Below are 22,698 nucleotides of genomic sequence, written 5' to 3'. Positions count from 1 at the left end.
CCTATCGGTAAGGCTGTGTGACATTCCGGTATACGCGGAGGAATTGTGGAGACAGCCGGTGTGATGATCGGCTAGTGTTCCGCGTGCTGCGCTGCTTTCGGGCCGTCAGAGCTGTGCGTCGACCCGCTCGGGACGGCCGCCACGGCTCCCGGTGTCCGATCGGCCAGCCCCACCGACCCGAGGTCGCGACAACCGTCGAGCCAGGGCCTGCCGTCACAAGGAGCACACCGAACGTGTCGTACCCCCCCTACGCCCAGCAGCAGCCCGAGCTGTCCGACAAGTCCAAGGTCGTCGCGGGCATCCTGACGATCCTGCTCGGCAGCCTGGGTGTCGGCCGCTTCTACACCGGCCACATCGGCATCGGCATCGCCCAGCTGCTGACCTGCGGTGGCCTGGGTGTCTGGTCGCTGATCGACGGCATTCTCTTCCTCACCAGCAACGACCGCACGGACGCCCAGGGCCGTCTGCTGCGCAGCTGATCTTGCGCGGGTACTTCGCGGTGCGCCGCCCCGGCCACGACGGCCGGGGCGGTTTCGCCGTTCCCGCCCGCCTGCGCACGGCCGGGCCCCCGCTGGCGCTGCTCGCCGCGGGCCCGGCCGGCGCCGCCTACCTCTGGTCGCGCAATCCCCACCTGCCCGGGCAGGTGCTGCCGTTCTGCCCCTTCCGCAGGATCACCGGGCTGGACTGCCCCGGCTGCGGCGGCACCCGGATGACCTACGACCTGATGCACGGGGACTTCGCGGCGGCCTGGCACGACAATGCGGCACTGCTGCTCTCGCTGCCGCTGGTCGCGCTGCTCTACCTCACCTGGCTGCGGCACGGCCTGGCCGGGCGGAGCTGGCAGCCCCCGCTCGGACGGCGCGGCACGGCGGTGCTGCTCGGTGTCGCGGTGAGCTGGACGGTGCTGCGCAACCTGCTCTGACGAGTCCTCCGGCGCGGCCCGGTGGCGGCGCCCGGGACTGCCGTCCGGAGGTCCGCCCGGCCCGCGGCCCGACGACGGCCCGGCCGTGACGCCCTCCGGTCGGTTGTCCGGACTTCGGACTGTGTTCGAACCCGCATCCTGTCGGGCTCGATGAAATGTGGCTATTTGCCCGTATTTGGCGGGCGCCACAAAAATGATCATGCCCGAATTTTGGACAACCACTTCCGCCGCGACAATTCCTTCACTACCTTTCCCACACGCTCTCCCGCCGGGAAACCCCCGCGGGCCGGGCGCCGCAGGACCGCCAGGACGTCAAGGACGACACACCGCGGCCCGAGCGCGGCCACCCACCTGCGCGCGACACCTGAGTCCCGGACCGGCGCCGCCGAACCGGCGACCCGCCGCGGAAAGGAATTGCGCGTCGTGACTGCAGAGACCTCCCAGACCTTGGACCGTGGCGTCCGGGTCCTCAAACTCCTCGCCGACTCCGAGCGCGGGCTCACCGTCACCGAACTGGCGGCCCGGCTGGCCGTCAACCGGACCGTCGTCTACCGGCTGCTGGCCACCCTGGAGCAGCACGGGTTGGTCCGCCGGGACATCGGCGGCCGGGCCCGGGTCGGCCTCGGCGTGCTGCGGCTGGCCCACCGGGTGCACCCGCTGCTGCGCGAGGCCGCCCTGCCCGCCCTGCGCAGCCTGGCCGAGGACCTCGGCGCCACCGCCCACCTCACGCTGGTGGACGGCAACGAGGCGCTGGCCGTCGCCGTGGTCGAGCCCAGCTGGACCGACTTCCACGTCGCCTACCGGACGGGGCTGCGCCACCCGCTGGGGGAGAGTGCCGCCGGGCGGGCGATCCTGGAGGCGCGGGGCTTCCCCAGTCAGCGCCGTCCGGAGCAGGGCTTCGTCATCACCCGTGCGGAGGAGCAGTCCGGGGCGTGCGGCGCGGCCGCCGCACTGGTCGGGCTGAGCGGGATCGAGGGCAGCGTCGGCGTGGTGATGCTGAACGGGCTCGTCCCCGAACGGGTCGGCCCGCGGGTGGTGGAGGCCGCGACGGAGGTCGCCGACGCCCTGCGCTAGTACGGCGACGGGGGCCGGGTGTGTTTGGATGCCCCTGTGTCCGACACCAAGCTGCCCAAGGCCCTGACCGCCCCCCGGACCCGCGCGCTGGCGCTGTGCGGGGTGCTGGTCGCCGCGCTGTTCGGCGTGGCCGCCTTCGTCCCGCTGCCGTACACGCTGACCTGGCCGGGTGTGACCGCGGACACCCTCGGCAGCTACCAGGACAAGCCGGTGCTGACCATCACCGGAGCACCGGTGCGGACCACCGAGGGCCAGCTCCGGATGGTCACCATCTCGGCGACCAACCCGGGCGAGCGGACCACCTTCTGGCGGTCGTTGCAGGCCTGGTTCGACCGGGACGAGGCGATCCGGCCGAGCGACACGGTCTATCCGGCGGGTGACCCGGTCAAGGCCGAGCAGGAGACGGCCCAGCAGATGACCGAGTCGCAGAACAGCGCCACCGCCGCGGCGCTGTCCTACCTGCACCTCTCGCCCGCCCAGGTGAAGGTGAAGGTCGACCTCGGCGACGTGGGCGGCCCGAGCGCCGGCCAGATGCTGGCGCTGGGCATCGTCGACAAGCTCGCCGGGGACGGCAAGGGCGGCGACCTCACCGGCGGGCTGAACGTCGCGGGCACCGGCACCATCGACGACCAGGGCGTGATCGGCCCGGTCGGCGGGGTGCCGCTGAAGACCCAGGCGGCCGCCCGGGACGGCGCGACGGTGTTCCTGCTGCCCAAGGACGAGTGCGCGGACGCCAGGGTGAACACGCCCGCGGGGCTGCGGCTCGTGCCGGTGGGGACGCTGGCCGAGTCGGTCGCCGCGCTGGACGCGCTGCGCGCCGGGGGGAACGTCCCCGGCTGCTGAGCCGCCCGGCCGGGCCGGCGGGGATGCGTCCGGCCGGCCGGTCCGGCGCCCGTCACTCGGCGGCGGCCTGGTCCACCAGCGGCAGGATCCGGTACGGCACCGGGTTCTCCAGCGCGATCGCCGTCGAGGACCGGACGATCCCGTCGAAGCCGACCACCCGGTCGATCACCCGTTGCAGGTCCGCGTTGGACCGCGCCACGATCCGCACCATCATGTCCCCGCGCCCGGTGATCGTGTGCAGCTCCAGCACCTCCGGCACCGCCGCCAGGTGCGCCCGCACGTCACTGCCCTGCCCCTGGGAGATCTCCAGTGTGGCGAAGGCCGTCACCGGGTAGCCCAGGGCGGCCGGATCCACCTCGGGCCCGAAGCCGCCGATGACACCCCGCGCCTGCAACCGGTCCAGCCGCGCCTGCACCGTGCCGCGGGCCACCTGGAGCCGCCGCGAGCACTCCAGCACGCCGATCCGCGGCTCCTCGGCGAGCAGCCGGATCAGCCGGCCGTCGAGTACGTCGATCGCGTCGTTGCCGACCCCTGCCGGGCCCGAAGGGCCTTGCCCGCCAGGGGAGTCGGGGTCGCTCGGGGAGTGGGCGGGGGGCATCGCGGGCTCCGTCATCCGGTGGGCATTCTGTACAGCGGCGGGCCCGATTCTCCCGCCCCGGCGCACACCTTGACCAGGATGAAACGGAACAGTTGCGCGGCGGTCGGCCCGGCGCCACCCTCCAGCCACAACCCCGTGCCGCCGGGCCCCCGCACCGGCCCGCGGGGACAGCCGTGGTCCCGCACGCCCACCGGGAGGGCCGTCATGACCGACACCGCCGCCGAACCAGTGCTGCTCACCGCCGGCCGGCAGGAACCCGACCTCGTCCCGATGGGCCACGCCGATGCGGTGGTCTTCGCGGTCGGTGACGCCGAACGGGCGGCCCGCCGCTACGCCAGCGCACTGGGGCTCCGCTGTACCGCCTACGCCGGCCCCGAGACCGGCGAACCGGAGACCGTCTCGTACGTCCTGCGCGCACCCGGGACCAGGTTCGTGCTCACCTCGCTGGTCCAGGTGATCGGGCCGCGCGGCCGCGAGCTGGCCGGCCACCTGGCCCGGCACGGCGACGGCGTGGTCGATCTCGCGGTGGCCGTGCCGGACGTCTACTACGCCTACGACTACGCGGTGGACCGCGGCGCCGGCCCGCTCGCCGAGCCCTACGAGGTGCAGGACCGGTACGGGACGGTGGTGCTCGCCGCGATCGGGGTGCCCGGCGGCACCCGGCACACCCTGGTCGACCGGTCGCGCTACGGCGGCCCCTACCTGCCCGGGTACGTGCCCTTCGAGCGGTGGTGACCGGACCGGTCAGCGGACGGCGGTCTCGACGGTCGGCGGGTGACCGTTCCAGGCGACGAAGACCGAGTTGGCCTGGTTGTCCTTGGTGAAGTCCACCCGCAGCCACTGGGGCCCGTTCCAGACCTGCATCTGCCAGCCCGGGTCCGGCGTGGCCGAGACCAGCGAGGCACTGTCGGCGCGCAGGTCCAGCGCGACCTTGCCGCCCGGCACCGGGTAGCTGCGCACGGAGGACGTGGTCGCCGCGGCGGTCGGCGAGGGGCGGCGGGAGGAGGGCTGGGCGGTGGTCGGCGCCGGAGCGCGCGGGGCGGTCACCGCGGAGGGTGCGGAGGTCACCGCCGACGGCCCCGCCGGCGGTGCGGACGAGGCCGGCGGAGGTGGCGTGGGCGTCGCGGTGGTCGGCTGCGGCCGCGCCCCGGTCGTCGCCGGGGACGGCAGCGGCAGCGCCGTGGGCTGCTCGAACGCGGCGCCGGTCAGCACCGCGTGCACGCCGAACCAGGACAGCGCCACCGCCGCCCCGGTGGCCGCCGCCCAGGCGCCGAGCTGTACCAGTCCGTTCCGCATCGTGCGCACATCCTGCCGTACTCCGGGCCACGGCAGGTGGGCACCCCTGCGGTTCCGCAGGGAACTTGCAGAAACCGCCAGGGTCGCACCGGAACGGTCCCCGCCGGGGACGGGGACCACCCCGGGCGCCCGGCCCGCCGCGCGCCCGGGGCCGCTGCGGGGGCCACCCGAGGTACAGACCACCGGAGGCCCATGGCGTACCGTGCAGGGCCATGGCAACAGTGCTCGTGGTCGAGGACGACCCCTTCGTACGCTCCGCCCTCATCCGGCACCTGGCCGACACCGGCCACGCGGTCCGCAGTGTGGGTACGGCACTTGAGGCGCTGCGCGAGGTCGCCCAGGTCGGCTGTGACCTGGTGATCCTCGACCTCGGCCTGCCGGACCTGGACGGCAGCGAGGCGCTGAAGATGATCCGCGGCCTGACCAACGTGCCGGTGATCATCTCCACCGCCCGGGACGACGAGGCCGAGATCGTCCGGCTGCTCAACGACGGCGCCGACGACTACCTGGTGAAACCTTTCTCCGGGGAACACCTCAGCGCCCGGATGGCCGCCGTACTGCGCCGGCTCGGCGGCGGGAGCCCGCCCGTCGCCCAGGTGCTCAGAGTCGGCGGACTGGCCATCGACCTCCAGCGCCGCGAGGCCGCCCTGGACGGCCGCCGACTCGACCTGACCCGCCGCGAGTTCGACCTGCTCGCCTTCCTCGCCGCCCGCCCCGGCGTCGTCGTACCGCGCAAGGAGATCCTGGCCGAGGTGTGGCGCCAGACCTACGGCGGCGACCAGACCATCGACGTCCACCTGTCCTGGCTGCGCCGCAAGCTCGGCGAGACCGCCTCCAGCCCGCGCTACCTGCACACCGTCCGCGGTGTCGGCGTCCGGCTGGAGGCGGCCGCGCACCCGGCCGGGCCCGGGCCCGCTCCGGCGGAGCGGCGGACATGAGGAGGTTCGGGCACTCGCTGCGCTGGGCCCTGATCAAAGCCGCCGTGGCCGGGACGACCATGGTCGCGCTGGCCTTCCTCATCCCGCTCGGGCTGATGGTCCAGCAGACCGCGCGGGACCGTGCGTTCACGGCGGCCGAGCGGCAGGCGGCGGCGCTCGGACCGGCCCTCGCCATCACCACCGACCAGGACGCCATCGTCCGCGCCCTGGCCAGCACCGACGCCGGCGCACAGCGGCGGATGGCCGTCCACCTGCCGCTGCCGGCCCCGGCGGGCGGCGCGACCAGCAGCGTGACCGGCGGGACGGCGATGGTCGGGCCGGACGGCGGCGCCACCATCGGCGAGGCCCGCGCGCTGGCCGACGACGTCTCCACCGCCGGCGGCCAGGGCCGCTCGTTCACCGTCCAGGTGCCGGGCGGCTTCGCCCTGCTCCAGCCGGTCGCCGTCGACACCGGCCGGACCGCCGTGGTCGAGGTCTTCGTGGCCGACGGCGACCTCACCAGGGGCGTCTCCACCGCCTGGCTGGTGCTCTCGGCGGTCGCCCTGGCGCTGGTGGCGATCTCGGTCCTGGTCGCCGACCGGATGGGCGCCCGGATCGTCGCCTCCGCCCGCCGGCTGGCCGCGGCCGCCCGCGCGCTCGGCGCCGGCAACCTCGCCGTCCGGGTGCCGGTCGACGGGCGGGAGGGCGCCGGCAGCCCCGAGGAGCTGCGCGAAGCCGGCCACGCGTTCAACGCGATGGCCGACCGCGTCCTCCAACTGCTCGCCGCCGAGCGCGAATTGGCCGCCGACCTGTCGCACCGGCTGCGCACCCCGCTCACCGTGCTGCGCCTCAACGCGGCCTCGCTCGGCGAGGGCGATGCCGCCGACGCCACCCGGCACGCCGTCTCCCAGCTCGAACGCGAGGTCGACCAGATCATCCGCTCGGCCCGGCGCGCCCCCGAGGACGCGCCCGCCGTCACCGTCGGCTGCGACGCCGGCGAAGTGATCCGCGAGCGCGTCGGCTTCTGGTCCGCGCTCGCCGAGGACGAGGGCCGGCGCTGGCAGCTGGCCGGCGCCGACCGGCCCGTCCCCGTACCGGTCCAGCGCGGCGACCTCGCCGCCGCCGTGGACGCCCTGCTCGGCAACGTCTTCCGGCACACCGTCGTCGGCACCGCGTTCTCGGTCGACGTCCTGGCCACCGACAGCTCGGTCATCGTCCTGGTGGGCGACGCCGGTCCGGGCTTCAGCGACCCCGACTCCGCCCTCCAGCGCGGCCAGGGCCACGGCGGCGACGGCTCCACCGGCCTCGGCCTGGACATCGTCCGCAAGCTGGCCGAGGCCACCGGCGGCGACCTCGCGCTCGGCCGCTCGGCCGTGCTCGGCGGCGCCGAGATCCGGCTGCGGCTGCACCCGCGGGCCGACGGCGCCCCCGCCCGGGCCGGCCGCCGGCGCAGCCGGAACGCGCTGTTCCAGCGGTGAACGGCACGGCGGCGGCCGTCCCGGGCGGGCCCGGGGCGCCCCGCTCCGACCTCTTTCTTAAGCGGGCCCTAAGAGAGCTGTACCCCTCGCTGAGGGCAGCGGTTTCGGCCGTCCGGCCCCGCTAGCGTCAACCGCGCCGGTCACCCGACCGAGCCGGGTCACGCCGCCCGCACCCGGTCCACGGACCGGTGCCCGGCCGCGGCGGCCCCGTCCGGCTCAGCCGCCTCCCCGCCCTCCGGGCCCGGGGAGGTACCCGCCAAGCGGAGGTACGCCCACATGACGACCCAGCCCAACCGCCGTTCAGGGCACCGCCGGCGCAGCCGCAAGGGCATCGTCCTCGGGGCCTCGGCCGTGGCCGCCGCACTGGTCGCCGGCGGTGTCGTCGTCCTCGCCTCCTCGGCCAGCGCCGCCTCGCTCGGCGCCGTCTACAGCCGGACCAGCAGCTGGGACGCCGGCTACACCGGCCAGTACCTCGTCAGCAACCCGGACAGCAGCGCGATCGAGGACTGGACGCTGACCTTCGACCTGCCGGCCGGGGCGAAGATCGACTCGCTCTGGAACGCCACCTTCAGCGCCGCCGGCGGGCACGTCACCGTCAAGCCCGAGTCCTGGAACAAGCGGCTGGAGCCCGGCAAGAGCGTGGTGATCGGCTTCGTCGCCCAGGGCTCCGGCGCCGCCCAGGCCGAGCCGGCCAACTGCCTGATCAACAACGCCTCCTGCAAGGCCGGCGACGGCACCGTGCCGACCCCCTCGGGCCGTCCGACCGGCACGCCCACCACCGCGCCGACCGCCGGCACGACGCCCACCACCGCGCCCACCGCCTCGCCGACCGCGACCGCCACGGCCACCGCAACCGCCACCGCGAAGCCCACCACGGCACCGCCGAGCCCGACCGCGACGACCCGGCCCACCACCCCGACCCCCACCCCCACCGCCACCGCGACCGGCACCCCCGTCACCGGCGCCGGCTTCGCCCCGTACGTGGACACCTCGCTCTACCCGCCGTACGACCTGGTCGCCACCGCCAAGGCCACCGGGGTCAAGAACTTCAACCTCGCCTTCGTGGTCTCCGGCGGCGGCTGCACTCCCAAGTGGGGCGGCGTCAGCGACCTCTCCACCGACGCCGTGGCCGCCCAGATCGGCGCACTGCGGGCGATCGGCGGCGACGTCCGGGTCTCCTTCGGCGGGGCCAACGGCAGCGAGCTCGCCCTCGCCTGCGGCACGACGGCCGACCTGACCGCCGTCTACCAGAAGACCGTCGACGCCTTCGGCCTGACCAAGGTCGACTTCGACGTCGAGGGCGGCGCGATCAGCAACGCCGCGGCCAACACCCGCCGCGCCCAGGCCGTCGCCCAGCTGCAGAAGAACGCCGCGGCCAAGGGCAAGGCCCTGGACGTCTCCTTCACCCTGCCCGCGCTGCCCTCCGGCCTGACCCAGGAGGGCGTCGACCTCGTCGCCGACGCCAAGAAGAACGGTGTCGCGATCGGCGCGGTCAACATCATGGCGATGGACTTCGGCGACGGCGTCGCCCCGAACCCGCAGGGCCAGATGGGCAAGTACGCCATCGCCGCCGCCACCGCCACCCAGGCCCAGGTGAAGAGCGTGCTCGGCGTGGACGACGCCGCCGCCTGGCGCAAGGTCGCCGTCACCCCGATGATCGGCGTCAACGACGTGGCCAGCGAGATCTTCACCGTCGCCGACGCCAAGCAGCTCGCCGACTTCGCCGCGGCCAAGCACCTGGCCTGGCTGGCGATGTGGTCCGGCACCCGCGACAAGGCCTGCGAGGGCGGTGCCAAGGCCTACGCCGACGCCTCCTGCAGCAGCATCGTCCAGCAGCCGCTGGACTTCACCCGGGCCCTCGGCGCCTACGCCGGCTGAGCCCCGCACCGACCCTCCCCGCGACCCCGGCCGTCCGTGCTCCGCCCGCAACGGAGTACGGCCGGCCGGGGCATTTGCTCACTGTCCGTAATCGCTCGCGCCGGGCCGGTCCGGCGGGCATCGGGTATCGTCGCTGGTTGGTCGAGCGGTGGACGGAGCGAACAGTGACAGCGGTGCAAGACGAGCGCAGCCCGGTGCTGACCGCACCCGATCCGGCGCCCGGGCCCCTGTCGGACCGCCTCGGGCACGCCCTCGGCGCACCCGTGCGCGCGCTGCGCGAGGCCCCGCGCCGCCCGTTGCTGGCCGTCTCGGCCGTGGCGCTGCTGTCCCTCGTGATCTACGCGGTCGTCCGGCACTTCGTCCACACCTCGATGGTCGACATGATCGTCTACCGGGCGGAGGGCGCCGCCGTCGCCAACGGCAACGACCTCTACGGGCTGCGGGTCACCGCGTGGAACCTGCCCGCGACCTACCCGCCGTTCGCCGCGATGCTGTTCGTCCCGACGACCTGGTTCCCGGTCCCGGTCCTCCGGATCGCGATCACGCTCGGCAACCTCGGCCTGCTCGCGGTCTTCACCCACCTGTCGTTCAAGCTCGTCGGCTGGCCGCGCCGCGACCTGCGCCCGCTCGGCGTGATCCTCGTCACCGGCTGCGGGGTCTGGCTCGAACCCGTCTTCACCACGCTGCGCTACGGCCAGATCAACCTCGCCCTGGCCTGCCTCATCCTCTGGGACCTCACCCGCCCCGACGGCCGCCGCAGCAAGGGCGTCGCGATCGGCATCGCCGCCGGCATCAAGCTCACCCCCGGCCTGTTCGCCGTCTACCTGCTGCTCACCGGCCGGATCCGGGCCGCCTTCGTGGCCGGCCTCACCTTCCTCGGCACCTTCCTGATCGGTGCGCTGGTGCTGCCGGACGCCACCTGGGGCTTCTGGACCAAGTACCTCTACGACTCCTCGCGGGTCGGCAAGACCGAGATCGTCGACAACCAGTCCGTCCGCGGCGCCTTCGCCCGGCTGCTGCACACCGCCGACCCCGGCACCGTCGCCACCCTGGGGGCCGGCCTGATCGCGGTGGCCGGCCTCGCCGTCGCCGCCTGGGCCGCCGCCAGCTCCCGCTGGCTGCCGCGCGCCGAGGCGTGGGGCGTCTGCTGCGCCGCCGTCACCGCGGTGCTCATCTCGCCGATCAGCTGGACGCACCACTGGGTCTGGTGCGTCCCCGTGCTCACCCTGCTCGCCTGCGAGGCCTCCGTCGAACGGGCCCGGCCGGCCGCCGTCCGCAAGCTGCGCTGGCGCGCCGCCTTCGGGGCCACGCTGCTGGCCTTCCTCTCCTTCGCGATGTGGGCCGCCAAGCCGCACGGCGCGGAGATCCTGCACCTCGCTCCGCTGCGCCAGATCCCGACCTCCGTCTACCCCCTGGTCGGGATCTGCTTCCTGCTGACCGCCGCGCTACGGATAAGGGCGCGGCGCAGGGCCGCCGGCGCTCCGCTCGTCCGGCTGCCCGGACAGCGGGAGGGCGGCGGCCGCCCGGGGCCCGCACGCGACCGTCAGCAGGCCCCCGCGGCCCGCTGAGTCGCCGGGGGCGCCCGTTCCGGGGCGCTGCTGCCGTCCGGGCCGGTGCTGTGGTCCGGTCCGCTGCCGCGGTCCGGCGGCGTGCCGTGGTCCGGGGGCGGGGCGTCGTCCGGCGGCGTGCCGTCGTGCCCGGCGGGGCCGTCGTCCGCGATCCGTCACGCGAGCAGTTCGGCGAGCGAGCCGTCCATGTCCAGCGCGGCCATCTCGCTGCCCGGCGGCACCAGCCGGTGCGCCCGCTCCAGCCACGCGGCCACCGCCGGCAGCGGCGCCTCCAGCAGCGCGTCCCCGGCCGGCGAGCTCAGCGCCATGCACAGCACGCTGCGCCGGCCCGACCTGGTCGGCCAGATCCGCACGTCGCCCTGCCCGCACGGCCGGAAGGTGCCCTCCACCAGCAGCTCGCGCGCGAACACCCAGGTGACCGGCGAGCCGGTGTCCAGATGGAAGGTGATGTGCACCGCGTACGGGTCGTGGCTGCCGTACGACAGCCGGGCGGGGACGGGAACGCTGTGCTCGGGGGAGAGCACCAGGTTGAGCTCCAGCTCGTGCTCGACCACGCTCGTCGGGCGCTCCATGATCGGTTCCTTCCTGTCTGCGGTCGGTGCCCGGTGCCGGGCCCTGTGACCATGGAGAGCACGTGCCGGTACGGCTCTTACACACCTTTCCGGGATTTCTTTGCGGCCGGCCGTGTCCTCCGGTGAGGAGTGGTGAACGCGGGGGAGCGGGCGCGTGAACACCGCTGCACGCCCTCGCCCCTACCCCGGGCGGGCCGAGGCTGTCCGGTGAATGGCCAAGTTCCAACCTCGGGGCGTGCGAGGCACTACCCTTTGTGACTGCCTGGCGACTTTCCGCCCATCCGGCGGAACCCTCGCGCGCGCCGACGGCGAAGCCGCCCCGGTCGCCCGAGCCGCTGTCGCGCGAACCGCTCGCCGGGCGAGCCGCATCGGCCCTGCCAGGAAAGAAGACCCCCATGACGGACCAGCCCTTCGCCGGCGGAGCGGACACGGCCGTCGGTCCCACGCCCGGCTACTACCCGGACCCCTCGGTGCCCGGTTTCGTCCGCTACTGGGGCGGCACGGCCTGGGTGCCGGGGACCAGCCGGCCCGCACCCGCCGAGGGCGAGGTGCTGGAGCCGCCCCGGTTCGCGGCCCGCCGCGGCGGCATGGCAGGGAGAGCCGGGGTCGGGGCGCGGTTCGTGCCGCCGCCGGTGGTGCCGGAGGAGCTCCCGGCGGACGTGGCCTCGCGACGGGCCGCGGACGGCGGGGCGGCCGAGCTCGCCGCGGCGGTAGCGGTGCCGCTGCCGGGGGCGGGGGCGGCACTCGGGACAGCACTTGGGACGGCTCCGGGGGAGGGTCCGGGGCAGGCCGGGGCGGCGTCCGGGGCCGGGGCGGCGTTCGGCGGGAGAGCGCCGAAGGTGTCGCCGGGGGACACCGGGCCGGTCTACCTGGACGAGACCACGGGCGGGGCCTCGTTCGTCCTGGGGCCGCAGTCGGCGAGCGGGCCGGTGTTCCGTCCGGCCGGGGGTGGCTCGGGCGTCGATGCGGGCGCCGCGGCCGCCGGGGTCGGCGGGGTCGACGCCGGTGCCGGGGTGGTCGGGGAGGAGCCGCCGGGCTGGCAGGCCGACCCGCGGGCGCAGCGGGGGCTGATGGAGACGGGCGGCGCGCCGCGCTGGGTCTCCTGGGGCGTGCTGCCGGGGGCGGAGGCGCCGGTGGAGGCGGTCGCGGAGGCGGGTGGCGTCGTGCCGCAGGTCGCCGTCGGGGCGGTGGTGCCCGGAGTCCTCGTGCCCGAGAGTGTCGTTCCCGTGGCCGGCGTGTCCGAGCCGGTGGTGTCCCGGTCGGCGGTCTCCCCGTCGGCCGTGCCCGATCCGGCCCTGGTGGCCGAGCGGACCGCCGTCCCGGCTCCCGTCCCGGTGCCAGTGCCGGTGCCGGCGCCTGTGCCGGTGCCTGCGGCCGGGGCGGAGCCGGTGTCCGTGCCGGTGGCCGCGCTCCCTTCCGTGCCGGTCGCCGGGTCGGTGCCCGCGGCGGATCGGCGGGGCGTTCCGGTCGGTGCGACTGCCGTCCGGCCGTCGACCGCGGCTCCTGCCGCTGCTCCTACCTCTGCCCCTGCCCCTGCCGCTGCTCCTGCCCCGAGCAAGGCCGCCCGCCGCCGGGCCCCCGCACCCGTTCCGGCCGGCCTGGGCCGGCGGCTGGCCGCCCGGCTGGTGGACACCGCCGTGCTGGCCGTCGCCGCCACCGCCGCCGCCGTCCCGCTCGCCAACTCCGTCCAGACCCACCTCCAGCACAAGCTGGACCAGGCCCGGATGACCAGCTCGCTCGCCCGCCGCCAGGTCGACGTCTGGCTGATCGACGGCGTGGTGGTGGGCAAGTTCGCCGTCCTCGTCGGCATCCTCGCCTTCGTCGGCCTGCTCTACGAAGTCCTGCCGACCGCCCGCACCGGCCAGACCTTCGGCAAGCGGCTGGCCCGGATCCGGGTGGTGGACGCGTCGCCCGCCGCGGGCCGGTCCCGGCTGAGCCTCGGCCGTTCACTCTGCCGGTGGCTGGTCAGGAACGTCTCCGCGATGCTGCTGATCGGACTCGTCTGGCCCCTCTTCGACCGCCCCGCCCGGCGCGGCTGGCACGACCGGGCGGCACGGAGCCGGGTGGTCCGCTCCTGAGCCCGGCCCGGCAGAGGTTGCCGGGCAAAACAGACGCAATATCCGAAACTTACCGAATGTGTGATGTTCTACTCGGGGCATGAGCACCTACAACTCCTCAGGCCCCGAGCCGGAGGGGGGCGATCAGCCCTCCTTCGACAAGCAGCCCCCGCGGCCGGGCGGCGGCCCGCCGGAAGGTGCGCCGTCGGACCCGTACGGAAACCCGCAGCCCGGCCCCACCCCGCAGCCCGGCCCCACCCCGCAGCCCGGCCCCACCCCGCAGCCCGGCCCCACCCCGCCGCCCGCCGGCAGCCCCTACGAACGCCCCGGCGCGTACGGCGGCAACTACGGCGGCACCCCCGGCGGTTCGCCCTACGGGCAGCCGCCGCCCGGGCAGAGCCCGTACGACCAGCCGCCGCCCGGCTACGGCCCCAGCGGCTACGGCACGCCCGGAGCCGGGCCCGTCCCAGGGATGCCGCCCCTCGGCAGCTGGCCGAACCGGATCCTCGCGCAGCTGATCGACTACATCCTCGTGCAGGTCGTCGCGCTCCTCATCGTGCTGCCCTTCGCCAGCCTCACCGACCGTTCGGGCTCGGCCGGCGCGTTCTGGCTCGCGTGCGGGCTCTACCTGATCTACGACGGCGTGATGCTCAGCCGGGACGGCCAGACCCTCGGCAAGAAGGCCATGAAGATCCGGGTCGCCATGCTGATCGACGGCAGCACGCCGACCCCGTCCGCGGCCTGGACCAGGTCGGCCGTCTTCATCCTCCCGGCCGTCATCTGCTGCGCTGCCCTCTGGTGGCTGATCGACGGCCTGTTCGGCGTCTTCGACAAGCCGTACCGCCAGTGCGTGCACGACAAGGCCGCGAAGACCGTGGTGGTCTCCACGGTCTGAGTCGTCCGCGGATCCGGTACCGCCCGGTGGCGCCTGCGTCAGCGCTGCCGGGCGTACTGCTGCCCGGAGGCCGGTGCGGGCGCCACCGCTGCGGGTGCTGCCGGTACAGGTGCTGCCGGCGCAGGGGTGGGTGCGGGCGCCGGCTGTGCTGCCGGGCCGCGGCGCCGGGCCGCCGTGGACAACGACAACACCGTCACCAGCGTGCCGAGTGCGAGCGCGAAGCCCACCACCACCGCCACCTCCAGGACGCCCGCGGCGCCCGAGACGGCCAGCAATGCCACGGTGGAGGCGACGACGGTGAAGGTGCCGAGACAGATCTGCGGAGCGGTCGGTCGCGCCATGGCGTCGTTCCTTCGCACGTCGGGGGAAACGGGCGGGCGGTAGTACCGGTACCGAACATACATACCCGGCACGGGAGTTCGGTAAGTGCAGCCTAATCCGCCGGGCCCGGGGCACGGGGGGCGCACAGGCTCACTGCAGGGTCGTGCGCCCACTCGGTACGGTGAACACGACCGAACCCACCGCACACCAGGGGGAACGCCGTGCCCGCCGCCGACTGGCCCACCACCGAGACCGAGGCGATCGCCGAACAGGAACGGCTGCGCCCGCTCGTCCAGCCGCACGGCCCCGGCCCCGACACCGCCGGCGGCGCCCACGACCACCTGGTCGCCGGCGTCGACGTCGCCTACGACGACGAACGCGACCTCGTCGTCGCCGCCGCCGTCGTGCTCGACCTGCACAGCCTCGACGTCGTCGAACAGACCACCGCCGTCGACCGGATCGCCTTCCCCTACGTCCCCGGCCTGCTCGCCTTCCGCGAACTCCCCACCGTGCTCCACGCCCTCGACCGGCTCACCCACACCCCCGGCACCGTCGTCTGCGACGGCTACGGCCTCGCCCACCCCCGCCGCCTCGGCCTCGCCAGCCACCTCGGCGTCCTCACCGGCCTGCGGACCATCGGCGTCGCCAAGACCCCGTTCACCTTCGACCACCGCGACCCCGACGCCCCCCGCGGCTCCACGACCCCGCTCACCGACCCCGTCACCGGCGAGGAGGTCGGGCGCGCCGTCCGCACCCGGGCCGGCGTCAAACCGGTGTTCGTCTCGGTCGGCCACCGCATCGGCCTGCCCGAGGCCGTCGACACCACGCTCGCCCTCGCCCGCGCCTACCGGCTCCCCGAAACCACCCGCCACGCCGACTCGCTCTGCCGCCGCGCCCTCGCCGCCCTCCAGGAGGAGACGCGCGCGAACTGACCGTGCGGCAGGCCACCCGCACTTCCCCCCGAGTCCCGTTCACCCGGCCCGGACCATGTGTTAGACATGTCCTTCCGGGCCGTCCGCAGGACGGCGAGAAGGACGGACGCACGGGGGAGGCGCCGGACGTGGCCACGGGGGCAGCAGGGACCGGATCGACCGGCGGAGCCGGCAGCGGATACCGCGTCGAGGTCGAACAGCTCAGAGCCTTCGCGGCCCAGGTGCGCGGCCTGCTGGCCGAGTTCCAGCACCACGCCGACGGCACCGCCACCCACGGCCGCAGCGGCGTCGGCACCAGCGCCTTCGGCACCTTCGCCGAAGCCACCGACGTCCACGGCCGCTACCAGACCATGCGCGACGGCCTGCGCGACGTCCTCAACCAGCTCCAGGAAGCCGTCGACGAGGCCCAGAAGAAGGCCGAACTGACCGCCACCAACTACGAGGAACAGGAACGCCGCACCGCGGGCAAACTCAAGCTCGGCGACGACGGCTGGTCGGTCGCCAGCCCCTCCGCCACCAGCACCGCCGCGTACACCCGGACCGTCGCCCCGCCCCGCCACGACGGCGGGAAGTCCGAGCGATGAACACCCCGCAGCAGCACACCCGGGAGAACGGAGAGGGCCACCGATGAGCGCACCGGGCTACACCCAGTTCAACGACTTCAGCCACGCCGAACTCCGCAGGATGGCCCAGGCCCTCAATCCCGGCGAGGTGATGGCCGCCAGCGACCCGTGGCGCCGCGCCGCCGACACCCTCAAGGCCATCCGCACCACCCTCACCCGCGCCAGCACCGAAGCCGCCGTCAGCTGGGAGGGCAGCACCAGCGACGCCTTCCACAGCCGCATGCTCACCCTCGCCGCCACCATCAACAACGCGGCCTCCTACGCCAACGACGCCGCCATCACCCTCAAGTCGCTCTCCGAGGCCATCGCCAAGGCCAAACGCGACATGCCCGAGGAGCCCAGCGGCTGGGACCAGTTCACCGACGGCGTCGGCGACACCGTCTCCTCCCTCTTCGGCGGCGACGACGAGGACACCAAGACGGCCGTCGCCGAACAGAAGAAGGCCGAAGCGGCAGCCGTCATGCAGACCCTCGCCATGCACTACCGGGTAGCGGCCCCGATGCTGAAGGCACCGCCGGCCTACTATCGTGGCGACGACGTCCACGATGTCACTCCACCTCCTTCCGACCCGTCCGCAGGCGCACCTGCACTGAGCGCCGTCATGGCAGGTATCGGCTACACCGGTACGGGAGCGGCGCCGACTACAAGCGGGGGTTCGGCATCGTCGCTGGGCAAGCCCGCCGATCGGCCTGCGCCGAAACCCTCGGTGACGAAGGCGCCGCCAGCGCCGCCGAGGACAGATTCGGGCATCAAAGGTGGCACTGCTCAGACGGCTCCCAAGCCTCCGTCCGTGACGAACTACGGACCAGGCACCGCGATCGACGGCACGACGATCACTCCCTCCAGCACGCCTGGGACCGGCCCGCTGTCCACTAATTCTGTGGGTCCGATCTCCCATCCCGGAACGCCCGTCGGCCTCCCGGCAGGTAACAGCGGCATTGGGCCCGGTCCGACCGGTGGTCCGCCGATCGTGGGCGGGAAGGGAGTGAAGGGCAACGACCTGGTCACGGGTGGAGTGACGCAGGGCAAGGAGGCCTTCGGTCGTACGACGAGTGCCCCGGGGAAGGCCGTCGCCCGCGGAAGCAAGGCCTTCGGCGTGGGCGAGGCCTATGAGGGCGGCTTCGGTACAGGGGGCCGTGGTGCCGTAGGGGCACGCTCTGGCAGTCGTCTGCCAGAGCGGACCGAAGGCGGCATTGTCGGCGGGGGCGCGCGGCAAGGTGGTGTGTCGGGGTCGAAGCAGGCCTTCACCGAAGGCGGTTCCGGGCTCGGGGCCCGCGGCCGGGCTAGGGGGGACCTGGCCACGAACTCCGCTACAGGCATGGGATCGGGTATCCCGATGGGGGATGCCCAGCGTCGTAAGAAGGACAAGGAGAAGGACGGCAAGCGTCCTGACTATCTCGTCGAGGACGAGGAGACATGGGCGTCGGACAGGCCGGCCAACCCGAACGTGGTGGAATGAGTCCTGTTTGCTGGTGGACAGGCCGATGATCGGTCGTCCCGCAGGTCGACGACCAGTGGGACGCCTTGCAGAGTGAGGTGAACAGGCTTGACGAGCAGCCGGGTCGGGCGTGGAGCAGCCGTTCTCGCTGCTGGTGCTTTGATGTGGGGGATGGCTTCATCGCCGGCGGCTGCGGATCAGATCAGGGACTCGCAATGGCCGCTGAGGACCTACGAAGCCGAGACGAAAATCTGGCCGATCAGCCAGGGTGAGGGAATCGTCGTTGCCGTCGTGGACGGTGGCGTCAATCAGGACCACCAGGATCTCGTCGGCCAGGTGCTACCGGGAGCTGACTTCTCCGGGGGAACGACGGACGGGCGTTTCGATGCTGACGGTCATGGCACTGCGATGGCAGGCCTGATTGCTGGTACCGGACACGGCTCGCAAGCCGGGATTAAGGGACTCGCCCCTAAGGCAAAGATCCTTCCGGTCAAACTCACTAGCAAGGACGGGCAGTGGGGCGACCAGGGTCCCGATTTTGCGCGGGCAATCAAGTTTGCAGCTGACCACGGGGCAAGGGTCATCAATATTTCCCTGGGTGGATATTTCCGAACCTCTAGAGATGCGCGTGACGCGATCAAGTATGCGGTGTCCAGGGACATCGTTCTTGTGGCATCTGCCGGAAACAGCGGGAACAAGTCTTTGCCGGTGGAGTATCCGGCTGCGTTCCCGGGCGTGATGGCCGTCGCGGCCGTCGATCAAGAGGGTCGCGCCTGGGAGAAGTCCACCTTCGGACCTGAAACCACGATTGCCGGCCCCGGGGTTGATATCTATCAGCTCACTGCCAAGTCGACATCGAGTTACGGCGTCGGCAATGGAACCTCCGACGCCACCGCCTATGTCTCGGCTACCGCAGCGCTCATCCGTTCGAAGTACCCCAGCCTCTCGGCCGGTCAGGTCATCAATCGGATGATCAAGAGCGCGACACCGCCGTCGGACGGTTCGGCCGTGCCCGATGCGCATTATGGCTACGGAATCATCGATCCGGCCAAGGCTCTTGCGCCGAATCCGGCCGTGGATGGTGGGTCGAAGGACAATCCGCTGCTCGGCCGGGCCGAGTCGCAGGGGGCGCCGGAGGCCGGGGCGGACGGTTCCGCGGGCGGGGCCGGCGTGCCTCCTGCTCCTGTGGCGGCCGGGGCGAACGGGAATGCGGGGATCACCTACACGCTGATCGGTGCGGGTGCGCTCGTCGTGGTGCTGGGTGCCGGGGTGGGGGGCGGGTTGGCGGTGCGGGGTCGGCGGCGGGCTGCGGCCACTGCTGCCGCCGCTGCTGCGGCGTGCCCGCCGCCGGTGTACCCGTATGCGGGGTATCCGTCCCAGCCGCCGCCCCAGCAGCCCCAGCAGCCGCCGTACCGGTAGGCCGGTGGCCCGGTTCCGGCGGCGACGGCGATCTGTTCGCGGTGGTGGGTCGGGGTGGTGAGCCGGACGGAGTACGTGGAGAATCCGCCGCGGGTGGTGTACGCGCTGACGCCGCCGGACCGTTCGCTGCTGGGGCCGATGGACGCGGTGTGCGCGTGGAGCCGGGAGAACCTGGCGACGCTGTTGGCGGCCCGGTAGGCGTACGAGCGGGACGAGCGGGACGGGTCGGGCGAGGAGGGCGCTCCGGCTCCTGCTGGCGGCATTTCGGCGGACGCCGGCGCTGTGACCGCTGGTGGGGGCGGTGCCGGGTCGGCCATTCTGGGCGCATGACCACTTCTGCGCAGGACCGCACCCCCGAGCACCCGGCCACGCTCGCCGAGGACGGCATCGTCCCGGACACCAAGGACTGGACGTGGGTGCTCGAACGCCCCTGCCCGGACTGCGGCCTGGACTCGGCGGCGGTGCCCCGTGAGGCCGTCCCGGGGCTGATCCGGGCCAATGCCGAGGCCTGGGTGGCGGTGCTGGCGGGGGACGGGGAGGCGTTGCGCCGCCGGCCGAGTCCGGAGGTCTGGTCGGACTTGGAGTACGCGTGTCACGTGCGCGACGTCTTCCGGCTGTTCCACGTCCGGTTGGGCCTGATGCTCGGCCAGGAGGGTCCGGATTTCCCGAACTGGGACCAGGACGAGACGGCCGTCGCCGGGTGTTACGGGGAGCAGCGGCCCGAGGAGGTCGCGGCGGACCTGGCGGCGGCCGCCGACGTCCTCGCGGACGCGTTCGCGGGGGTTCGGGGTGAGCAGTGGCTGCGTACCGGCAACCGCAGTGACGGCGCGCGCTTCACGGTGGAGTCGTTCGCCCGCTACCTGGTCCACGACCCGGTGCACCACCTGTTCGACGTGACGGGCGAGCGGGTCTGAGCCGGCCGGGACGCCGGGTCGGGCGCCGGGTCGGGCGCCGGTGGTCGGGTGCGGGGCCGGCCGGGGTCACCAGCCGGAGGCCTCGCGGAGCATGGTGCGGCGGAGCCGGCCGGCCACGCTGGCGGTGTCGGTGCCGATGACGTCGGCGATCTCGGGGGCCGCGAGGCCGACGATGTAGTGCAGGATCGCCAGGTCGTCGTCGGCGGGGCGGCTCGGTCCGGCGGGCGGGTCGGCACGGAGGGTGTGCTCGTTGACGGTGCCGCGCAGGATCTGCCAGGCGTGTGCGGTTGGATTGGAGCTGCCCAGCAACTCGCGCCACTGGACGGCGATTTCGGCGAACGCCTGTTGGACGGCGCCGGCCGCGTCGGTCTGGTCGGGCAGCCAGACCCGGGCATAGCTGAGGTACCGCGGCCGGTGGAGTTCGCAGAAGGCCGCGAACTCCAGGGGTACGGCGGGCGGTTCGCCGAGCCCCGGGGGAGGCTCGGCGGCGCTGTCTTGACGATTGGTCATCTCGGCTTCTCGGCAAGTGAGATGGGCTTCTGGCGGTCGATCATCCGTGCTCACTCTACGGTAGGCGCTCGGTGCGCTGGGTTACCAATCGGATTGAATGCCCGGAACGCACCGCCGCTCGGCCGGTTCCGGCGGTGGCCGGGTGCGGTCGGGCGGGCGGCGGGGTGGTGCGCAGAGCTGCCAGGGTCGCGGGTGTGAGCGCGTCCCGGCCGGTCGGCCGGGCGGCCGGCGAGGGGGACGCAGGGCGGTTGATGGGTCACCGTAGGCGGTCCGGTGGCTCACGTCCACACCCGAGGCGTGAAGCTGCGGCCGCGCCACCGGTGGCGCGCACGACGGGGGGAATCAGGCGTGGAGACGGGCGCGCGCATGGGTGGCGCGCTCCTGCGGGAGGCGGCGCGCCGGGGGTGGTGGGGCCGCCTGACGGGGCTTGGGGGCGGGGCTGAAGAGCAGGCTGGGGCTCGGGGTGGAGGTGAGGGCGGTCCGGCGCTCGCCGGCCGCCCCCGTTCGCGCCCGACGGTGCCGCCGTCCGGTCGGCCGACCGGCTTGCACCGCAGGCAGGGTGACGATGGATCAGGTGTTCTTGCAGGCTTCGGTGACGGGCATGCGGTCGTCAGCCGCGGTACTCCGTTCGAGTTGGGCGGGGAACGATTCGACGACCCGCCGCCGGGCCAGTTCGGCTGCTGCCGCCGCCGCTGCACCGGCCGCGGCCGCCGCGTTCTCCACAGCGCCCGCCGACCGCCCGAGGGCGGCCTCGGAGGCTTGATCGGCGGACACCCGGCCGTCGGACACCCCGCCGTCGGACGCCCGGGCGGCGTGTTCCTCGGCGGCCTGTCTCGCGGCCAGGTAGGCCTGGACGGCCGCCATGCCGTAGACGGGCTGGATGAGCTGGTGGCCCTTGAAGAACGGGCGGGCCGGGGCGAACCCGGCGGCGACCACGAGGTCGCGGATCTCGGTTATCTCCGCCTCGCTGCGGGCGGTGAAGCGGACCTCCCAGCCTTTCTTGTACGTATGGCCCTGTTCGCCGCTGCGGCGGGCCGGGTCCGGCCGGCGGACGTATCCGGGCAGGCGGCCGAGGCGGAGTTGGGCCGCGCGGAGGCCGGCGGTCTCGTCACGTGACATGAACCAAGGGTAGGCAATCCGGCGGGTCCGAGTGACGCCCGGAGGGTCTCCGGCGTATGCCCTTGGTCACGCACGGTCAGGCGGCCTGGTCGTTGACCGTATTCGATCATTACTGACAATCCGATGAGTGCCAATTACTCCGAATGGGTGAGGGTATGGGGACTTTAGGACGGACCGGTCCCGGTTTCGCGACGGTTGGGTAACAGTGCGTCAGGCAGCCGATGAGCGGTCCCGGGTGTTGGGGATGGTGTCGGCATGAGCTACCGGATTCCCTCGCCGCCGCCGTCCCTGGAGGAACTGGCGAAGCGTCAGCAGAACGTCATCACCGCCAGCCAGCTGCGCGCCCGGGGCGTGCCGGCCCGGCTGGTCACCGAGCACTGCCGCCGTGGCGGGCCCTGGCAGCGGCTGCTGCCCCGGGTCTACCTGCTGCAGTCCGGCGAGCCTACGCCGGAGCAGCGGATGTGGGCCGCATTGCTGTACGCGGCGCAGAACGGCCGGGAGGAGGGCCGCCGCGAGGGGGCGGTGATCACCGGCGCCGCCGCGCTGGCGCTGTACGGCTTCGCCGCCGTGCCCCGGCTGCCGGCCGTCACCGGGGTCGAGGTCCTGGTGCCCCGCCAGCGCCGGCTGAAGGATGCCGGTGAGGTCCGGATCCGGCGCACCGAGCGGGAGTTGGTGGCCCGGTCGGTGCACGGGCTGGCCTGTGCGCCGGTCGCCCGGGCGGTGGCCGACGCGCTGCGCGAGTGGACGGCCGAGGGGGTGGCGCCGGAGCTCGGGGCGGGCGCGGTGCTGCCGGTCCGCGAGGTGCTGCGGGAGGCCGTGGGTCTCGGGCCGGAGCGCCCGGACCGCACGGTGCGGCCGGAGGCCCGCTGCACCGTGCGGGAGCTGGTGGCCGAGCTGACCGAGGCCGGGCCGGCCGCGGACCACCGGGTGCGGGCCGCGCTGGACGAGCTGCTGGCGGCCGAGCGGGACGGCGTGCTGGCGCGGGTCGGTGAGCTGGCGGACGAGTGGCTGCTGCCGGCCCCGCTGGTCGCGCCGGAGCTGCGGATGCGCGGCGGCACCTACATCGCGGTGCCGGACCTGTACTGGCCGCGGGCCGGGGTGGCGGTGGAGGTGGACTCGGAGCTGCGGTGCGTCAGCGAGGGGGAGGCCGCCTGGGTGCGCGGTGGTCAGCACCGGATGGAGTACCTGGGGATCCGGGTGGTCTACCTCTCCGGTGCCCGGCTGGCCGCGGAGCCGGACGCGGTCGGTGCCGAGCTGCGCGAGGCGTTCCGGCAGGGCGGCACCGACGTGGTCGAGCTGCTGGTCGAGCAGGGGTGACCGGGGT

Annotated in this window: 24 protein-coding genes; 18 read left to right on the top strand and 6 right to left on the bottom strand. The window is 73.8% G+C overall.

Annotated elements, in window-relative coordinates; genetic code table 11:
• Positions 1–233: 233 nt before the first annotated feature.
• From OH807_RS15750 to OH807_RS15735, 4 genes are all read left to right on the top strand, one after another.
• A complete protein-coding gene (locus OH807_RS15750; protein ID WP_406198961.1) occupies positions 234–479 on the top strand; it encodes a TM2 domain-containing protein in 246 nt (81 codons plus the stop codon).
• A gap of 2 nt (positions 480–481) precedes the next feature.
• Complete coding sequence (locus OH807_RS15745) at positions 482–922, top strand: DUF2752 domain-containing protein (RefSeq protein WP_406198959.1); 441 nt, start codon at positions 482–484, stop codon at positions 920–922.
• Between the two features lie 423 nt (positions 923–1,345).
• Positions 1,346–1,996, top strand: a complete 651-nt coding sequence (locus tag OH807_RS15740; RefSeq protein ID WP_380316659.1) for an IclR family transcriptional regulator — start codon at positions 1,346–1,348, stop codon at positions 1,994–1,996.
• A 36-nt stretch (positions 1,997–2,032) separates the two neighbouring features.
• Positions 2,033–2,839: a S16 family serine protease gene (locus tag OH807_RS15735; protein ID WP_406198955.1), complete on the top strand. Its 807-nt coding sequence runs from the start codon at positions 2,033–2,035 to the stop codon at positions 2,837–2,839.
• Positions 2,840–2,891: 52 nt separating this feature from the next.
• On the opposite strand, the gene OH807_RS15730 is transcribed toward OH807_RS15735, so the two are convergent.
• A complete protein-coding gene (locus OH807_RS15730; protein WP_406198953.1) occupies positions 2,892–3,437 on the bottom strand; it encodes an Lrp/AsnC family transcriptional regulator in 546 nt (181 codons plus the stop codon).
• A 204-nt stretch (positions 3,438–3,641) separates the two neighbouring features.
• On the opposite strand from OH807_RS15730, the gene OH807_RS15725 reads away from it, so the two are divergent.
• On the top strand, positions 3,642–4,172 hold the full coding sequence (locus OH807_RS15725; protein ID WP_406198950.1) for a VOC family protein: 531 nt from the start codon (positions 3,642–3,644) through the stop codon (positions 4,170–4,172).
• A gap of 9 nt (positions 4,173–4,181) precedes the next feature.
• Here the strand turns inward: OH807_RS15725 and OH807_RS15720 are convergent, their stop codons facing one another.
• A complete protein-coding gene (locus OH807_RS15720) occupies positions 4,182–4,733 on the bottom strand; it encodes a hypothetical protein (RefSeq protein ID WP_406198947.1) in 552 nt (183 codons plus the stop codon).
• A gap of 212 nt (positions 4,734–4,945) precedes the next feature.
• Here OH807_RS15720 and OH807_RS15715 point away from each other — a divergent pair, with 212 nt between their 5' ends.
• The 4 genes from OH807_RS15715 to OH807_RS15700 all read left to right on the top strand — a co-directional run bounded on the left by OH807_RS15715 (position 4,946) and on the right by OH807_RS15700 (position 10,574).
• Complete coding sequence (locus OH807_RS15715) at positions 4,946–5,671, top strand: response regulator transcription factor (protein WP_406198945.1); 726 nt, start codon at positions 4,946–4,948, stop codon at positions 5,669–5,671.
• Positions 5,672–5,688: 17 nt separating this feature from the next.
• Entirely contained in the window at positions 5,689–7,128 is a 1,440-nt protein-coding gene (locus OH807_RS15710) for a sensor histidine kinase (protein ID WP_406211001.1), read from the top strand.
• A 276-nt stretch (positions 7,129–7,404) separates the two neighbouring features.
• The gene (locus OH807_RS15705) at positions 7,405–9,006 is read left to right on the top strand and encodes a cellulose binding domain-containing protein (protein WP_406198942.1); all 1,602 of its coding nucleotides are present in this window, start codon (positions 7,405–7,407) and stop codon (positions 9,004–9,006) included.
• Between the two features lie 164 nt (positions 9,007–9,170).
• Positions 9,171–10,574: a glycosyltransferase 87 family protein gene (locus OH807_RS15700; protein WP_406198939.1), complete on the top strand. Its 1,404-nt coding sequence runs from the start codon at positions 9,171–9,173 to the stop codon at positions 10,572–10,574.
• 155 nt (positions 10,575–10,729) lie between these two features.
• On the opposite strand, the gene OH807_RS15695 is transcribed toward OH807_RS15700, so the two are convergent.
• Positions 10,730–11,146 (bottom strand): SsgA family sporulation/cell division regulator, encoded by a 417-nt coding sequence (locus OH807_RS15695; RefSeq protein ID WP_376161675.1) that lies wholly within the window; start codon positions 11,144–11,146, stop codon positions 10,730–10,732.
• Between the two features lie 395 nt (positions 11,147–11,541).
• Here OH807_RS15695 and OH807_RS15690 point away from each other — a divergent pair, with 395 nt between their 5' ends.
• Both OH807_RS15690 and OH807_RS15685 read left to right on the top strand, forming a co-directional pair.
• Positions 11,542–13,224, top strand: coding sequence for an RDD family protein (locus OH807_RS15690; protein ID WP_406198936.1), 1,683 nt, complete (start codon positions 11,542–11,544; stop codon positions 13,222–13,224).
• Positions 13,225–13,303: 79 nt separating this feature from the next.
• On the top strand, positions 13,304–14,098 hold the full coding sequence (locus tag OH807_RS15685; RefSeq protein ID WP_406198934.1) for an RDD family protein: 795 nt from the start codon (positions 13,304–13,306) through the stop codon (positions 14,096–14,098).
• A 38-nt stretch (positions 14,099–14,136) separates the two neighbouring features.
• Here OH807_RS15685 and OH807_RS15680 read toward each other — a convergent pair whose 3' ends face one another.
• Positions 14,137–14,439: a hypothetical protein gene (locus tag OH807_RS15680; protein WP_406198932.1), complete on the bottom strand. Its 303-nt coding sequence runs from the start codon at positions 14,437–14,439 to the stop codon at positions 14,137–14,139.
• 201 nt (positions 14,440–14,640) lie between these two features.
• Between OH807_RS15680 and OH807_RS15675 the strand changes: the two genes are divergently transcribed.
• From OH807_RS15675 to OH807_RS15650, 6 genes are all read left to right on the top strand, one after another.
• Positions 14,641–15,351, top strand: a complete 711-nt coding sequence (locus OH807_RS15675; RefSeq protein WP_406198930.1) for an endonuclease V — start codon at positions 14,641–14,643, stop codon at positions 15,349–15,351.
• A gap of 128 nt (positions 15,352–15,479) precedes the next feature.
• A complete protein-coding gene (locus OH807_RS15670) occupies positions 15,480–15,935 on the top strand; it encodes a hypothetical protein (protein WP_406198928.1) in 456 nt (151 codons plus the stop codon).
• 43 nt (positions 15,936–15,978) lie between these two features.
• The gene (locus OH807_RS15665) at positions 15,979–17,433 is read left to right on the top strand and encodes a hypothetical protein (RefSeq protein ID WP_406198926.1); all 1,455 of its coding nucleotides are present in this window, start codon (positions 15,979–15,981) and stop codon (positions 17,431–17,433) included.
• Between the two features lie 150 nt (positions 17,434–17,583).
• A complete protein-coding gene (mycP, locus tag OH807_RS15660; RefSeq protein WP_406198924.1) occupies positions 17,584–18,831 on the top strand; it encodes a type VII secretion-associated serine protease mycosin in 1,248 nt (415 codons plus the stop codon).
• 54 nt (positions 18,832–18,885) lie between these two features.
• Positions 18,886–19,029 (top strand): winged helix-turn-helix transcriptional regulator, encoded by a 144-nt coding sequence (locus tag OH807_RS15655; RefSeq protein ID WP_406198922.1) that lies wholly within the window; start codon positions 18,886–18,888, stop codon positions 19,027–19,029.
• Positions 19,030–19,157: 128 nt separating this feature from the next.
• Entirely contained in the window at positions 19,158–19,745 is a 588-nt protein-coding gene (locus OH807_RS15650) for a DinB family protein (protein WP_406198920.1), read from the top strand.
• A gap of 66 nt (positions 19,746–19,811) precedes the next feature.
• Here OH807_RS15650 and OH807_RS15645 read toward each other — a convergent pair whose 3' ends face one another.
• Together OH807_RS15645 and OH807_RS15640 are read right to left on the bottom strand one after the other, a co-directional pair.
• Positions 19,812–20,255, bottom strand: a complete 444-nt coding sequence (locus OH807_RS15645; protein ID WP_406198918.1) for an RNA polymerase sigma factor — start codon at positions 20,253–20,255, stop codon at positions 19,812–19,814.
• A 570-nt stretch (positions 20,256–20,825) separates the two neighbouring features.
• Positions 20,826–21,374, bottom strand: a complete 549-nt coding sequence (locus tag OH807_RS15640) for a hypothetical protein (RefSeq protein WP_406198916.1) — start codon at positions 21,372–21,374, stop codon at positions 20,826–20,828.
• A 255-nt stretch (positions 21,375–21,629) separates the two neighbouring features.
• On the opposite strand from OH807_RS15640, the gene OH807_RS15635 reads away from it, so the two are divergent.
• Entirely contained in the window at positions 21,630–22,691 is a 1,062-nt protein-coding gene (locus tag OH807_RS15635) for a hypothetical protein (RefSeq protein WP_406198913.1), read from the top strand.
• Positions 22,692–22,698 lie beyond the last annotated feature (7 nt).

The sequence above is a fragment of the Kitasatospora sp. NBC_01560 genome (assembly GCF_045208415.1).
Classification (GTDB): domain Bacteria; phylum Actinomycetota; class Actinomycetes; order Streptomycetales; family Streptomycetaceae; genus Kitasatospora.
The sequence above is the reverse complement of the archived record's forward strand: the minus strand, read 5'-3'. Positions and strand labels throughout refer to the sequence as shown.

Coding starts and splice junctions, on each gene's coding strand:
- OH807_RS15665 (WP_406198926.1), top strand. CDS start 15,979: ATGAGCGCACCGGGCTACACCCAGTTCAACGACTTCAGCCACGCCGAA.
- OH807_RS15690 (WP_406198936.1), top strand. CDS start 11,542: ATGACGGACCAGCCCTTCGCCGGCGGAGCGGACACGGCCGTCGGTCCC.
- OH807_RS15680 (WP_406198932.1), bottom strand. CDS start 14,439: ATGGCGCGACCGACCGCTCCGCAGATCTGTCTCGGCACCTTCACCGTC.
- OH807_RS15650 (WP_406198920.1), top strand. CDS start 19,158: ATGACCACTTCTGCGCAGGACCGCACCCCCGAGCACCCGGCCACGCTC.
- OH807_RS15695 (WP_376161675.1), bottom strand. CDS start 11,146: ATGGAGCGCCCGACGAGCGTGGTCGAGCACGAGCTGGAGCTCAACCTG.
- OH807_RS15705 (WP_406198942.1), top strand. CDS start 7,405: ATGACGACCCAGCCCAACCGCCGTTCAGGGCACCGCCGGCGCAGCCGC.
- OH807_RS15720 (WP_406198947.1), bottom strand. CDS start 4,733: ATGCGGAACGGACTGGTACAGCTCGGCGCCTGGGCGGCGGCCACCGGG.
- OH807_RS15725 (WP_406198950.1), top strand. CDS start 3,642: ATGACCGACACCGCCGCCGAACCAGTGCTGCTCACCGCCGGCCGGCAG.
- OH807_RS15715 (WP_406198945.1), top strand. CDS start 4,946: ATGGCAACAGTGCTCGTGGTCGAGGACGACCCCTTCGTACGCTCCGCC.
- OH807_RS15645 (WP_406198918.1), bottom strand. CDS start 20,255: ATGACCAATCGTCAAGACAGCGCCGCCGAGCCTCCCCCGGGGCTCGGC.
- OH807_RS15640 (WP_406198916.1), bottom strand. CDS start 21,374: ATGTCACGTGACGAGACCGCCGGCCTCCGCGCGGCCCAACTCCGCCTC.
- OH807_RS15730 (WP_406198953.1), bottom strand. CDS start 3,437: ATGCCCCCCGCCCACTCCCCGAGCGACCCCGACTCCCCTGGCGGGCAA.
- OH807_RS15685 (WP_406198934.1), top strand. CDS start 13,304: ATGAGCACCTACAACTCCTCAGGCCCCGAGCCGGAGGGGGGCGATCAG.
- OH807_RS15635 (WP_406198913.1), top strand. CDS start 21,630: ATGAGCTACCGGATTCCCTCGCCGCCGCCGTCCCTGGAGGAACTGGCG.
- mycP (WP_406198924.1), top strand. CDS start 17,584: ATGGCTTCATCGCCGGCGGCTGCGGATCAGATCAGGGACTCGCAATGG.